The sequence below is a fragment of the Levilactobacillus humaensis genome (genome assembly GCF_024345185.1).
Classification (GTDB): domain Bacteria; phylum Bacillota; class Bacilli; order Lactobacillales; family Lactobacillaceae; genus Levilactobacillus; species Levilactobacillus humaensis.
In genome coordinates, this window is record NZ_BROB01000001.1 from 112,875 (window position 1) to 126,178 (window position 13,304).

15 protein-coding genes are annotated in these 13,304 nt (G+C 48.6%); 3 read left to right on the plus strand and 12 right to left on the minus strand.

What is annotated here, in order from left to right; translation table 11 throughout:
* From pyrH to rpsB, 3 genes are all read right to left on the minus strand, one after another.
* Complete coding sequence (gene pyrH, locus OCU14_RS00515; protein WP_261809299.1) at window positions 1-723, minus strand: UMP kinase; 723 nt, start codon at window positions 721-723, stop codon at window positions 1-3.
* Between the two features lie 147 nt (window positions 724-870).
* Window positions 871-1,755: a translation elongation factor Ts gene (tsf, locus tag OCU14_RS00520; RefSeq protein ID WP_057877571.1), complete on the minus strand. Its 885-nt coding sequence runs from the start codon at window positions 1,753-1,755 to the stop codon at window positions 871-873.
* A gap of 153 nt (window positions 1,756-1,908) precedes the next feature.
* Complete coding sequence (gene rpsB / locus OCU14_RS00525) at window positions 1,909-2,709, minus strand: 30S ribosomal protein S2 (RefSeq protein ID WP_057877570.1); 801 nt, start codon at window positions 2,707-2,709, stop codon at window positions 1,909-1,911.
* Between the two features lie 235 nt (window positions 2,710-2,944).
* Here rpsB and OCU14_RS00530 point away from each other — a divergent pair, with 235 nt between their 5' ends.
* Complete coding sequence (locus tag OCU14_RS00530) at window positions 2,945-3,664, plus strand: HAD family hydrolase (RefSeq protein WP_261809300.1); 720 nt, start codon at window positions 2,945-2,947, stop codon at window positions 3,662-3,664.
* Window positions 3,665-3,717: 53 nt separating this feature from the next.
* On the opposite strand, the gene OCU14_RS00535 is transcribed toward OCU14_RS00530, so the two are convergent.
* From OCU14_RS00535 to OCU14_RS00545, 3 genes are all read right to left on the minus strand, one after another.
* A complete protein-coding gene (locus OCU14_RS00535) occupies window positions 3,718-4,713 on the minus strand; it encodes a D-2-hydroxyacid dehydrogenase (protein WP_261809301.1) in 996 nt (331 codons plus the stop codon).
* Between the two features lie 137 nt (window positions 4,714-4,850).
* Complete coding sequence (locus tag OCU14_RS00540; protein ID WP_261809302.1) at window positions 4,851-5,123, minus strand: GIY-YIG nuclease family protein; 273 nt, start codon at window positions 5,121-5,123, stop codon at window positions 4,851-4,853.
* On the minus strand, window positions 5,110-5,865 hold the full coding sequence (locus tag OCU14_RS00545; RefSeq protein ID WP_261809303.1) for a tRNA1(Val) (adenine(37)-N6)-methyltransferase: 756 nt from the start codon (window positions 5,863-5,865) through the stop codon (window positions 5,110-5,112). The genes OCU14_RS00540 and OCU14_RS00545 overlap by 14 nt, the downstream gene beginning before the upstream one ends.
* Window positions 5,866-5,967: 102 nt before the next feature.
* Here OCU14_RS00545 and OCU14_RS00550 point away from each other — a divergent pair, with 102 nt between their 5' ends.
* Window positions 5,968-6,606: a lysophospholipid acyltransferase family protein gene (locus OCU14_RS00550; RefSeq protein ID WP_261809304.1), complete on the plus strand. Its 639-nt coding sequence runs from the start codon at window positions 5,968-5,970 to the stop codon at window positions 6,604-6,606.
* A gap of 108 nt (window positions 6,607-6,714) precedes the next feature.
* Here the strand turns inward: OCU14_RS00550 and OCU14_RS00555 are convergent, their stop codons facing one another.
* From OCU14_RS00555 to OCU14_RS00570, 4 genes are all read right to left on the minus strand, one after another.
* Window positions 6,715-8,505, minus strand: a complete 1,791-nt coding sequence (locus OCU14_RS00555) for an ABC transporter ATP-binding protein (protein WP_261809305.1) — start codon at window positions 8,503-8,505, stop codon at window positions 6,715-6,717.
* Complete coding sequence (locus OCU14_RS00560; RefSeq protein WP_261809306.1) at window positions 8,495-10,255, minus strand: ABC transporter ATP-binding protein; 1,761 nt, start codon at window positions 10,253-10,255, stop codon at window positions 8,495-8,497. Before OCU14_RS00560 ends, OCU14_RS00555 begins: the two co-directional genes overlap by 11 nt.
* 140 nt (window positions 10,256-10,395) lie before the next feature.
* Window positions 10,396-10,623: a YneF family protein gene (locus OCU14_RS00565; RefSeq protein ID WP_057877562.1), complete on the minus strand. Its 228-nt coding sequence runs from the start codon at window positions 10,621-10,623 to the stop codon at window positions 10,396-10,398.
* Between the two features lie 99 nt (window positions 10,624-10,722).
* Window positions 10,723-10,971, minus strand: coding sequence for a DUF896 domain-containing protein (locus OCU14_RS00570; protein ID WP_057877561.1), 249 nt, complete (start codon window positions 10,969-10,971; stop codon window positions 10,723-10,725).
* Between the two features lie 196 nt (window positions 10,972-11,167).
* Here OCU14_RS00570 and lexA point away from each other — a divergent pair, with 196 nt between their 5' ends.
* Entirely contained in the window at window positions 11,168-11,797 is a 630-nt protein-coding gene (gene lexA, locus OCU14_RS00575) for a transcriptional repressor LexA (RefSeq protein WP_057877560.1), read from the plus strand.
* Between the two features lie 74 nt (window positions 11,798-11,871).
* Here lexA and OCU14_RS00580 read toward each other — a convergent pair whose 3' ends face one another.
* The gene (locus OCU14_RS00580) at window positions 11,872-12,312 is read right to left on the minus strand and encodes a nucleoside 2-deoxyribosyltransferase (RefSeq protein ID WP_057877559.1); all 441 of its coding nucleotides are present in this window, start codon (window positions 12,310-12,312) and stop codon (window positions 11,872-11,874) included.
* 336 nt (window positions 12,313-12,648) lie between these two features.
* A partial coding sequence (locus tag OCU14_RS00585) for an RNA-guided endonuclease TnpB family protein (protein ID WP_261809307.1) occupies window positions 12,649-13,304 on the minus strand: 656 nt, incomplete at its 5' end.

Here is a 13,304-nt window from a genome sequence, read left to right on the forward strand (position 1 = left end):
CTATTTACCCCTTACTGTAGTTCCGATGTTCTCTCCCTCAACCACCTTGCGAATGTTGCCACTCTCATTGAGATTGAAGACGACAAACGGAATATCATTATCCATCGAAAGCGAACTAGCCGTCGTATCCATCACGTGCAGGCCCTTGTTAATAATGTCCAATTGCGTCAATTGGTCAAATTTAACAGCATCCGGGTCCTTCTTAGGGTCGGCGGAGTAAATCCCGTCAACACCGTTCTTAGCCATGAGGATGGCGTCGGCATTAATTTCTGCTGCCCGCAGTGCGGCCGTCGTGTCAGTTGAGAAGTATGGTGAACCCGTACCCCCAGCAAAGATGACGACGCGTTCCTTTTCGAGATGACGAATTGCCTTGCGCCGAATGTAGGGTTCAGCAATCTGCCGCATCTCAATAGAAGTTTGAACTCGGGTTGGCACCCCAATTGATTCTAAATTATCCTGGAGCGCTAAAGCGTTCATGATGGTTGCTAACATGCCGATGTAATCGGCTTGGGCCCGTTCCATCCCCATTTGTTCTCCGGAGACGCCACGCCACATGTTACCGCCACCTACCACAATAGCGATCTGAATGCCCAACTTATAGACACTCTTAACCTCTTCTGCTACGGTTTTAATTACCGGCGGATTAATACCAAAGCCCTTGTCACCGGCTAAAGCCTCACCACTGAGCTTCAGCATAATCCGTTTATACTTTACGTCCGCCATTGTGTTTCCTCCTATTGTATTCTGACAATAATTCTATCATATTCCCGCCACTAGTGATAGTCACGGGTCAGCGATTTAACCGTTTTGCCGCATTAACTTATTAAAAAAGCGTAGTTCCCGAACGGAAACTACGCTTTTCGGTCAAAATTAACCGTTGATTTGGTCTTGGACTTCTTGCGCTAAGTCAGACTTAGGCTTTTCGATTCCTTCACCAACTTCGTAACGGACGAAGCTTACCAACTTGCCACCCTTGCTGGCAACGAATTGGCCAACAGTTTGGTCGCCATCCTTAACGAATGGTTGGTCAGCTAAACTGATTTCTGACAAGAACTTGTGGAGACGGCCTTCGACCATCTTTTCAACGATCTTTTCAGGCTTGCCTTCGTTCAAGGCTTCTTGCTTCAAGACTTCACGTTCGTGAGCCAAACGGTCAGCAGGAATGTCATCCTTGGAAACAAATTCTGGGTTGATGGCAGCAACGTGCATTGCCACGTCCTTGGCAGTGGCTTCATCGGCACCGTCTAAGACAACGACAGCGGCGATTTGACCACCTTGGTGTAAGTAAGCACCGAATACTTGGCCGTCAGTCTTGTTAACAACGGCAAAGCGACGTAACTTAACGTTTTCACTCGTTACTTGAGTCGTCTTGATGATGGCTTCGTTTAACGTTTCGCCATCGTCAGCCTTCAAGGCTAAGGCAGCATCCATGTCAGCAGGTTGCTTTGCAGCAATCGTGTTGGCAACCTTGTCAACCAAGGCATTGAACGTGTCGTTAGTTGCAACGAAGTCAGTTTCAGAGTTAACTTCGATGATGGCAGCGGTGTTACCGCTAACCATAACGCGAGCTAAACCGTTAGCAGCAACGTTGCCACTCTTCTTCTTAGCCTTAGCGATACCCTTTTCACGAAGAAAATCGATCGCCTTGTCCATGTCGCCTTCAGAAGCAACAAGGGCCTTCTTAGCATCCATCATCCCAACTTGGGTTTTGTCACGTAATTCTTTAACTTGTGCTGCAGTGATTTTGCTTGCCATGTTTAATGGCCTCCTTTATCAATGTTAAGCATATAGTCGCAAAAAAGACTGACTCAATCTCAGGCCATGAACGGTCCTAAACATTAAGCCAGCCTAAGGTGCTTTTAAATCTAGTATTTGGAAAGTAGCGGTTGCCCGTTACCTTGCATTAAATTACTTGTTGTCGCCTTCAACGGCGTTAACGATGTCTTCCATCGAGTTGTCAGAAGGCTTTGCGCTCTTCTTGTCAGCTGATTTCTTACCTTCGAAAGTCTTTTCGTCAACTTGGTCTTCACCTTGACGACCTTCAACAATGGCATCAGCCATCTTAGAAGTGATCAGACGAACGGCACGGATAGCGTCATCGTTAGATGGGATAACCACGTCAATTTCATCTGGGTCAGTGTTCGTATCAACCATGGCAACGATCGGAATGTTCAACTTTTGTGCTTCGTGAACAGCGATTTGTTCCTTGCGAGGGTCAACGATGAACATAACGTCAGGGAGCTTAGGCATATCTTCGATACCGCCTAAGAAACGTTCCAACTTGTCTTGTGACTTCTTAAGTAAGGAAACTTCCTTCTTAGGAAGAACGTCAAAAGTACCGTCAGTAGCCATCTTCTTCAAATCTTTAAGACGCTTGATCCGAGTTTGGATGGTTTCCCAGTTGGTCAAAGTCCCACCTAACCAACGGTGGTTAACGTAGTATTGACCGGCACGGGTAGCTTCTTCTTCGATAGAATCTTGAGCTTGCTTCTTAGTCCCAACAAACAGAACAACGGCGCCCTTAGCAGCTTCGTCCTTCATGTAGTTGTAAGCAACGTCAATCAACTTCACCGTCTTTTGTAAGTCGATGATGTAGATACCGTTACGTTCCGTAAAGATGTATTGCTTCATCTTAGGGTTCCAACGACGGGTTTGGTGACCAAAGTGGACACCGGCTTCGAGCAGTTGTTTCATTGAAATAACAGCCATGATAAAATGCCTCCAAATAGTTTTTGATTTCCTCCCCCACGATCTCACAGCCGAAGAACTCTTGCGAGCACCCCTTCAGCCATCACGCGAGGTGTGAATTGGCGCATAAGCACCGACAATCATTATACAAAACAACTGAGGTGAACACAAGCTAAATCGACAGCCTTTTTGAGAAAATTGGCATTTATTCCTGGGTATGGTACACTGCTTAGGCACTACTGAGGAGGAAACGAACATGATTAAAGCGGTCGTCTTCGATGTCGATGACACGCTCTATGATCAAAAGGCTCCCTTTGAGGCCGCCCTCGCGCCAATCCTAGGATTGCCGTCAGAGGTTGATCTGAATACAACGTTTCAAGCGTACCGCCAGCAGAGTCACCAGGCATACGCCCACGTCATTAACGGGCACTGGTCCGAACAAGAGATGGCCGTCAAGCGGTTAAACACCGCCTTACTGGCCCAGCACCTGCCCACCGTCGATGCCCAAAGCGCGCTGAACTTTGAAGAAGCCTACACCGCTGGGTTGGCTGATATTAAGCTTTTCCCCGGCCTCTCAACGGCCCTCGATAGCCTCAGCCAACAATACCAGCTGGGTATTCTGACCAATGGTAACACCCAATTTCAATTGGCAAAAGTGATGCAACTTCAAATGCATCGGTGGATCGATAGAGAAGCCATTGTGACCTCGGAAGAAGTCGGTCTGGCCAAACCTGATCCGCAAATTTTCACCCTAATGAATCGTCGGCTAAACCTGCGAGCTAGCGAAGTCGCCTACGTTGGTGACTGCTACAGTATGGATGTCAGAGCGGCCAAACAAGCCGGCTGGCAGTCCTTCTGGTTTAACCACCGTGATTTAGAGGAACCTGATGGGCAATGGGTCCCTGACCAAACGGTTACCGACCCCCTCGAGCTCCAGGAGTTACTCCTGGCACTCACCACCATTCCAGAGGCTTAAGACCGTAAAAAGCGTCGCCAACAACTGGCAACGCTTTTTGTTTGTCTTCAGTTTTAGAATTGGACCTCGTTCTCGGCATGACCAGTCGCAATCAAGTCTCGATTGTTATTCAAGGCGTATTGCACCATGTTCTTAACGGCCGTCCGCGTGTAAAAGGCAATGTGTGGGCTAACCAACACGTTGTCCCGTTCCATCAGGTTCTTCAGTCGTTCATCTGGAATCGAGGCAAAACTCCCGAAGTCGGTGTTAAAGATGCCCACTTCATCCTCATAGACGTCCAGTGCCGCACCGGCGACCTGACCACTATCTAAGGCTCTGATTAGGGCGTCCGTGTCAATCAGAGCCCCTCGCGCAGGATTTAAAATCCACACACCGGGCTTCATCTTGGCAAAGGCGGCATCATTCAACATCTTTTCATTGTCCTTGGTGGCTGGGGCATGTAAGGAAATCACATCTGCCTGAGCGTAGAGGTCATCCAGAGTATCGACATAGATCCCTTGCTTCTCCAGTTCGGGATTGTGGTAAACGTCATAGGCAATAACCTTGGCGCCAAATCCTTGGTAAATCTTCATAGCCGCTCGGCCAATCCGGCCGGTGGCGACAATTCCCACCGTCATCGTATTGAGTTCATCGGCGATGTCTGGCGCCCAACGCAGGTCACCTAAGGCCTGCTTCCGATCAAAGGTTGGGGTCCGTCGCAGTAATTGCATAAGCCGCGTCACCGTAAATTCGGCGATGGCGGCTGGTGAATAAGCCGGAACGTTGGTCACCTTAAACCCATGACGTTTCACTGCATCCGCGTCAACGTTATCAACCCCAACGTTACGTAACGAGAGGTTTGTCACACCATTAGCGGCTAATCGATCTAAAATTGCCCCAGAGTATGGCTTCTGTTGGTAAACAACCGCCCCATCATAGCCCTTAGCCAGATCGGCCGTCTGTTCATCCAATAGTTCTCGAACGACACGGACCTCAATTCCTTGGTCCTGCGCCCATTCTTCTAAGTAAGGCCGTTCATCTTCTCGAATGCCATAAGCAATAATTTTCACGGTCAGTTCCTCCTTCACAAAATCTTAAAATAGTCTGCTGATGTGTTTAGAGTGTACCATAGAGTAAGTCATTTATTGGCCAAATTGCTTAGTTGAGTCAACCACTTGCCTGGGCCTTGACAATGAGGGCCCAAACGCTAATCAATTGTGACCCCTTGATCGGCCAGAAAGGCCAATTTCTTTTGCCGCGATTGGTGCTTGAAAGCCCATTCGGCATGGAGGGCATCGTGTTTATTGTCGAAGGCTTGGCTGAACAACACCTTAATCGGTCGATGTAACCGGGTGTATTTTGCCCCCTTACCGGCTCGATGCGTGGCGAAACGTTCGCCCACATCCGTGGTAAATCCGCCGTAGAGGGACTGATCCTCGCATAACAACACGTAAAAGTAGTAGATTTTATGATTGGCCATAAAGCAACGCCTGCACTTCCGCCGTATATTTACCGGCTTGATCGTACACCATCAACGGGGCTAAGAAACGCAGGCCCCCGGGTTTGCCATCTTTAATGGCCTCGACCAAGACCATGTTAGCTTCTTTACCCGGCTTGGGGTGAACCAAGCGAATCCGTTTGGGAGCCAAGCGATTGGCAGCCATCAGATCTAACAGTTGTAGCAAGCGATCCGGCCGGTGAACAAAGTAGGCCTTGCCGCCCATCTTCAAAAGTCCACTGGTAGTGGCGACAACCGTTGCCAGATTCGTGGTAATCTCGTGCCGCGCAATTGCCAAGTATTCATTCGGGTTCTTCTGACTGTCTGGGAGATCGGCAAAATATGGCGGATTACACGTCACCACATCCACCGAATCCTTGGGGATCCAATCGGTAACGTTGGCTAGATCCCCTTCATAGACCGTCATGCGATCGTCGAGATGGTTGAGCGTCACACTCCGCCGGGCCATGTCAGCCAGTCGCGGTTGAATCTCGACCTCGGAAATTTTACCGCGGGTTTTGGCACTCATAAAGAGACCGACCGCCCCGTTACCGGCACACAGATCCACCGTTTGGCTACTGACCTTGGCTAAAGGTTTGGCAAAGTCCGCCAATAATACGGCATCTAAGGAGAAGGCAAAGACCTCGGGACTCTGGATGATCTGAATATCTTGACTATAAAGTTGGTCGATCCGTTCCCCCGATTTTAAATTAGTTGCTGTCATTTCCTGTTCGTCACCCTTTGTTTTTTATTAAGATCGCTTGCAACCCCGTGACTTTTTTTGCATACTAGATTCATTAGTAACATTGAGAGAGGAGTGCGACCCATGTTCTATTCGTTCCTACGCGTGGTTATCCGCATAATTTTATTTATTGTTAATGGTAAGGCGACCTATTTGAATCGAGACCGCCTACCCGACGGCCCGTACATCCTGGTTGGCCCGCATCGAACTTGGTTCGACCCTGTTTACTTCGCCTTAGCAGCGAGTCCCCGAAAATTTAGCTTTATGGCTAAGGAAGAACTCTTCCAGAATTCCATTTTCCGATGGTTACTCCACCATGTCAATGGTTTTCCAGTGAATCGGGACAATCCCGGGCCTTCCGCCATCAAGACGCCGGTCCGTATGCTCCGGCGCGGTGACCTGTCGCTGATCATGTTCCCTTCTGGATCGCGTCATTCCTCCGAATTAAAGGGTGGTGCTGCTTTGATTGCGAAGATGGCTAAGGTGCCATTGGTTCCCGCTGTCTATCAAGGACCACTCACCTTCAAGCGACTCTTTTCACGCAAACGCGTCACCGTGGCCTTTGGTGACCCAATCACTATCGACCGCCATCTCAAACTTGACGAGGACGGCCAAGCAACGATTGAACAACAAATGCAAGCGGCCTTCGACGCGCTGGACCAACAGATCGATCCAGATTTCCACTACGTTGATGTTACCGCGGAACATGCCGAAAAGAAATAGGCTAAGAGTGGGACAAAAGGCGGTTAGCTGTTGTCACACGTTTCGACCATATAAATTTGAAAATGCAAAAAGTCTGGGAAAAATCCCAGACTTTTTTTGATCCGCTGCTTAATCCTTAGCGGTGTTTTGTAATTGAATCATATCGTAATAGTAACCCTGCTGTTGCATCAGTTCGTCGTTGGTTCCACGTTCCACAATCTTTCCCTGATGAAGGACCAGGATAAGATCGGCGTTTTGAATCGTTGATAACCGGTGCGCAATCGCAATGGTCGTCCGGTTTTCTTGAATCCGTGACAACCCCGTTTGAATCATATTTTCTGTTTCGGTATCCACGTTCGCCGTGGCTTCATCCAAGATCAAAATCTTGGGATCGGTGACTACCGTTCTGGCAAAAGTAATCAATTGCCGTTGTCCGGCAGAATATTCGGTCCCCCGTTCCAAGACTGGTGTCGCATAGCCTTGCGGTAACTGCTCGATGAAATCATCGGCCTGAACAAAGTGAGCCGCCCGTTCAACCTGCGCGTCCGAGATAGCCGGATTAAACATCCGAATGTTGGTCTGAATATCGCCGTAAAAGAGTTGCGGTTCCTGGAGCACGAGCCCCATCTTCTGCCGTAACTCCTCGGCTGGATATTCCCGAATGTCGCGGTCATCGATTAACACTTGGCCGGACTGGAATTCGTAGAAGCGCATGAGGACGTTAATCGTCGAGGTCTTCCCGGATCCCGTTTGCCCCACTAAGGCCACGGTCTGTCCCGGTTCTGCGACGAATGACACGTCCTTTAACACCGGATGTTCCTGGTCATAAGCAAACGTCACGTGGCGAAATTCAATCTTACCTTGCGTAATCTTGGCATCGACCACCGGATGCTGCTGTGGGGCCAGTGTCTGATCATCCACGACACGAAGCACCCGCGAACCAGCCACCATCCCATTTTGGAAGTCACTCAGACTATCCATCATGTTACTCATGGGACTATAGAAGTTGTTGAGGTACGTAATGAAGGCGTAAATGACCCCGGCTGCGACGACCTCATGAAGGCCGCGCATCCCGAAGATCCCCAAAACAATGACGGTTCCCAAAGCATAAAGTAAATTGATGATGGGACTTAACAGTAAGGAGTTCGTCCGAATCATATCTTTACGAGTATCGTAATAGGCCGCATTGGTCTTCTGAAAGTTTTTGGACGTCCGCTTCTCTTGCCGGAACTCCTGAATCACGGTAATTCCAGTAATGGCCTCGGCAAGCTTCGTGTTGAGTTCACTCAGCCGTTCCCGCATTCGCCGATAGACCCGTGAACTGAACCGTTGGTAATACCAGATCGTCAGGACCAAAAATGGCACCAAGACTAGCGTCCAGAGGGCCACCTTAACATCGGTCGCATACATCGCCGCAAAGGATGACACAACCGCGAAGAAAGCTAAAACTAACGTATTGAGTAATGCCCAAAAGTTCGAAAACGTCATGGTGTCGTTCATCAACCGTGACAGGATCGACCCACCTGGCGTCTGATCGAAGTAACGCATCCCTTTTTGATGCAACTCACTGAAGAGTTTCCGGCGAACATTTTCAAGCATGTACTCGGCCCCCATGGTACTGGTGTAGTTCTGCCAGAATTGCATGATCGCTCGCGTCAACATGCCCAAAAAGTAAATACCGGCAAAGGTCCACATGATCACAAGAGTGGCGTTGTTCGTCCGAAGATACTTATCCATATAGGTTTGAAGAATCCATGGGAGAAAGACGTTCACCGCACTGATCAGCGCCGACAAGACGACGGAACCGATGAAGAACCATTTGTAAGGAGCAGCGAACTTTAACAGTCGCTTGACGACCGTCCACTGTTCCTTGGTGGTCATGCTGTGTGCCCATGCTGATTGTTGGGGCTTATCTGCCATCGCCGTTCCCTCCTCTCACTTGCGTCTCTAATTGCTGTTCAATAAACATGCGGTGATACCAACCATCGTTGGCCATCAATTCGGCATGATTGCCACGTTCGACCACGTGGCCGTCGTTAAGCACCAGAATTTCATCAGCGTTCATCACTGAACTCAACCGATGTGCCGAAATCACGGTGGTCTTGTTGGCCCGTTCGGCCTTCAGATTGGCTAAGATTTCCGTCTCGGTCTCGGCATCCACCGCAGACAAGGCATCATCCAGAATTAACAACTCCGGATTGATGAGTAAGGCTCTGGCAATGGCCAGCCGTTGACGTTGCCCACCGGACAACGAAATCCCTTCCTCACCAACTTCGGTATCGTAACCAGCTGGTAACTGCGAAATTTGCCCAGCTAGATCACTCTTAGCCGCCGCAGCCTCAACCTCAGCTTGCGTCGCATTGGGTTTAGCAAAGCGGATATTTTCAAAAATGTTGGAAGAGAATAGGAAACTTTCCTGAGGCACGTACCCAATCGCAGGCAGATAGCTGTCGAGCGCATAGTCCTTGATGTCGTGGCCACCGAAGCTGATCGTTCCCTCATAATTATCAAATTCCCGCAAAATTAATTTCATAATCGTGGACTTCCCGGCCCCGACCCGACCGACGATTCCTAAGGTGTGCCCGGCCGGGAGATCGAAATCAACCCGCTGGAGACTGGCGCCCGCATCGTCCGGATAATCAAAGCGGTTCACGTGATAACTCAGCGTCCCAGTTGGGTGCGTCGTGATGCCGTCCTGGCGGTCGATGATGTGGGTCTTCTGTTCCAACAATTCCATGACCCGATCGTAACTGGCATTCCCACGTTCCATGGTGTTAAAGAGCATCCCTACGGCAAACATCGGCCAGACCATCATGGCCAGGTAGCTGATAAATGACACCAGATTGCCAATGGTAATGGTATGGTTGACCACGAAAAGGCCCCCCAACACAATCGTGGCGATATAGGAAACCGAGATGACCAAGGTAATCATCGGGTCAAATAAAGAATCCAACCGGTTAACACGACGGTTAATCTTAATGGTCCGGTCGACCTGGCTGTTGAAGTCGGCCACATCGGCGTCCTCCTGCCCCAGGGCCTTGATGACCTTGATGCCGCTAATACTTTCCTGGGCCTTGTTATTAAGCCGTGAGAAAGCCTCCTGAGAGGCCCCAAAGGCTCGGTGAATCTTATGACCCAAATACCACGAAATCAGGGCTAAGAATGGAAATGGAATAATTGCCAGTAACGTTAGCCGCCAATCGATCAGGGCCATCATGGCGATCAGAGTGGTTCCCCCGGTAATGATGGCATCCGCAAACTCGAGGATCCCCCCACCGGCCACCCGTTGAATGGCTTCTAAGTCATTGGTGGCATGGGCCATCAAATCCCCAGTACGGTAGCGCTGATAGAACACTCGGTCCATCCGCATAAAGTGATCGAACAACCGGTTTCTGAGCAACTGTTCTAGTTTGGCTGCGCCACCCCAGATGGCATTTCGCCAAAGATAACGGGTCCCATACTGAGCCAACGCGGCCACGGTAACTAAGGTGAGGTCAATGGCTAAGAGCTTCCCCGTCATCGTTTGACCGTGGATACCATCCACCATGTTCCCAATGATCCGTGGAGGAATTATGGCAATAATCGCGGTCAACAATAGACCCACGATCCCCGTGAGGTACACCCGCCATTCCTGGCGAAAGTACCACGCTAATTTCCGAAATATACTCACGAACGTCCCTCCTAAGATTAGAATATGATTAAAACATGATTAAATTATAACAGACCTTATAATTCTAGCGGAAATAATTTTTATTGCAATCAAAAAGCTCGCCCCAGTTAGACTGGGAGCGAGCCATCGATTAACCCAATTTACTTTTTAGAAGATGATTGTTGTTTCATCGCATTCATCATTTGATGTAACTTACGTTGTGATGGTTTTTGCCCCATCTGCAACATCATCGCACGTAATTGGTCTTCGTTAATTGGTGGATTATCTTTCAGATAGTTTTCCATGTACTTACGGGCAGCATAGAAGCCCCCAACAGCACCGGCGATTCCGACGATAATTACGATTAAAATCCAGATCCAGGTTGCCAAGCTGATTCCCCTCCTTCATGACGTCATTCAATAAACAATTCTACACAACCTTAAGGCAAAATAAAAGAGCGAATCGCTGAAAATGACCCGCTCCCCTGATTAATTGTCGCGCAGGCCCTTTTTACGTTGAATATCGCGGACCTTTTCAGGTGTAACTTCTTTGCCTTCCTTATCATAAACCTGGAGCATTTCCACTTGGCTCTTAAAGCTAGCCCGGAATAACTTCAGATAACGTTGACGCAGTTCGGCACGTTCCGCCTTCTCGGCATCGTTGAGGCCGCTAGCCTTCGCCTTGTGGGCGAGTTCGTTGATACGGACCAATAAGGTGTCCATTGTTTCTTCTGCCATGAACAACCCTCCTTATTCAATAGAATCTGTGAAACGTCTTGGCATTGCTGCCCCGTCTTTTTAAAACCAATCCCTATCTTATCAGGCTTAATTTTAGAATTCAACTAATCTACCCGAACATCTGTTTGAAAAGCCGGTCTACCTATGCTACACTAACACTAAACTATACTACGAATGACGAACGAGGTGGCATTACATGACGAAAGCATCAGAAAGCAAACAACTTGCCGTTCTACGTTTCATTTGGGAACGGGTAAACGAAAAAGGGTATCCGCCAACCGTCCGTGAAATTGGTGAGGCCGTTGCCCTCTCCTCTACCTCGACGGTACACGGTCACATCGCCCGCCTAGAAAAGAAGGGACTCCTGACGAAGGACCCCACCAAACCACGGGCTTTGGAAGTCACACCTGCCGGATTAGAAGAACTTGGTGTTCACGAGAAACAAACACGGATCCCTGTTCTGGGCACTGTGACTGCCGGTGAACCTATCCTGGCCGTTCAAGAAGCCACGGACTACTTCCCGGTTCCACCTGAATTCGAACGCGATGATGATCAGCTCTTCATGTTGACCATCCGCGGGGAAAGTATGATTAACATTGGAATTTTAAATGGTGACCAAGTCATCGTCCGCCGGCAACAATCCGCGGACAACGGTGATATTGTCATTGCGATGACCGAAGAAAATGAAGCGACTTGCAAGCGATTCTTCAAGGAAGCCGACCATTTCCGGTTACAACCCGAAAATGACACCATGGCCCCAATCATCTTGAACCATGTCAGCATTCTTGGTAAGGTCGTTGGCCTATTCCGTGACGACGTTCACTAAACCTAACTAACAGTAAAGGCGCGTGCCAATTGGCACGCGCCTTTCTTTCGGGCAATCATACCCTGATTTTCTATTTAGAATACTTTACCGTGATAATGACTTTCAGGTAACGAATTGAAGTCGTATTCGGCCAAGTCCTTGGCAGTCTTGAGGTAGGCATGAAGACTCTCAGCCAGCATCAAGTTTAACACCGTGTCCTTTTCATGGAATAACACCACGGGCTTCTTACTGTGGAACGCATAGCCAATTTCAAAGGCGGTGCCGGAGTCTACTTGGTCATCAACAAAGTCAGAAACGGCCACCACGACATCGGCGTGGTCAATCTGCGACACATCCATTTGGAAGGTCTGTGTGGCCCATTCGGGGGTCCCCACGGTTAAGCCAGGAATTTCGTCCTTCCGGGGGCTAAATACATTATCGACCTGCGGATTTTGCTCTAAAGCTGCTTCTACCCGTTCAATCCGAGCGATCTGTTCGTCATCGAAGAAGGGTCCTGCTAAATAAACGTTGGTCACACTAATCTCCTCTTTTCTCTAGAATATCGTTATTATACCGGAAAACCGATCACTTAGCGACTGAATTTTAATTAGTATTCGGTTATAATTTGCTAATAAGGCTTTTTTAGGGCCAAATACCTAACATTATTCGAGTTTATCTGGTTTTAGACTGAGTCTTTCGGTATTGAAATGATTCATGCTATACTGAACCTAGTCAATTGCCCCTGAATTAATCCAGAGGCTTGTCGCTCACGTATCATACGACACAGTAGTCCAACATGCCCGTTAAGACACTCCTACTCGTAGTGGCAACATCATCGGGTAATTGACAGTTACCCGTTTAACCATCAGGATCTACCCAATGGCTGTTAGCTTTTTAATTTTGGGCCGCTTGACGCCGCTCAACCAAACTCGTCCGAGCATCTCAATATTCATTGCTCCTAAACGGTCATCGTTACAACGATACTGGCATTTTTTACACCAATACTCGTGAGTATCGTGATGCCGATTAGTCTTCTCAACTAGGCCACACTTGGGACATCGCTGTGAGGTAAATGCTGGACTCACTTTCACAACGGTACTTTGAATAGCCTGAGCCTTGTACGATAAGAAAGATTCTAGTTGGAAGAAAGACCAGGAACGATGGCTGTTTCGTAGAGACTTAGGTAAATCATCCATGTTGAAGGTTACATTGATTAGATCCTCCACCACAAAGAGTGTATGCGTACCATATGCCGTAACGAGTGTCTTAGCTAGCCGATGATTCATATCGGTCATCCAGCGGTTCTCTCGTTGAGCTAGTTGCTTCAGTTTTCTCTTGGCAGACGTGGTACCTTTATTTTGCAGTTGTCGCCGGACTTCAAGAAACTTCCTACGCTTACGTAGGATCTTTTGTCCGTCAAAGAATAGCGTCTTTCCTTCACTATCGAAGGTAGTTGCTAGGAAGCGCAATCCGCGATCAATTCCTACGATTTGCGGATTATCCTTAGGATCGAAGTCGCTAACTTCTT

What these genes read in the sequence shown, in the direction of transcription:
- OCU14_RS00545 (WP_261809303.1), bottom strand. Translation starts at nt 5,865, where the DNA reads ATGACAGCAACTAATTTAAAATCGGGGGAACGGATCGACCAACTTTAT.
- OCU14_RS00555 (WP_261809305.1), bottom strand. Translation starts at nt 8,505, where the DNA reads ATGGCAGATAAGCCCCAACAATCAGCATGGGCACACAGCATGACCACC.
- OCU14_RS00570 (WP_057877561.1), bottom strand. Translation starts at nt 10,971, where the DNA reads ATGGCAGAAGAAACAATGGACACCTTATTGGTCCGTATCAACGAACTC.
- pyrH (WP_261809299.1), bottom strand. Translation starts at nt 723, where the DNA reads ATGGCGGACGTAAAGTATAAACGGATTATGCTGAAGCTCAGTGGTGAG.
- tsf (WP_057877571.1), bottom strand. Translation starts at nt 1,755, where the DNA reads ATGGCAAGCAAAATCACTGCAGCACAAGTTAAAGAATTACGTGACAAA.
- lexA (WP_057877560.1), top strand. Translation starts at nt 11,168, where the DNA reads ATGACGAAAGCATCAGAAAGCAAACAACTTGCCGTTCTACGTTTCATT.
- rpsB (WP_057877570.1), bottom strand. Translation starts at nt 2,709, where the DNA reads ATGGCTGTTATTTCAATGAAACAACTGCTCGAAGCCGGTGTCCACTTT.
- OCU14_RS00550 (WP_261809304.1), top strand. Translation starts at nt 5,968, where the DNA reads ATGTTCTATTCGTTCCTACGCGTGGTTATCCGCATAATTTTATTTATT.
- OCU14_RS00530 (WP_261809300.1), top strand. Translation starts at nt 2,945, where the DNA reads ATGATTAAAGCGGTCGTCTTCGATGTCGATGACACGCTCTATGATCAA.
- OCU14_RS00540 (WP_261809302.1), bottom strand. Translation starts at nt 5,123, where the DNA reads ATGGCCAATCATAAAATCTACTACTTTTACGTGTTGTTATGCGAGGAT.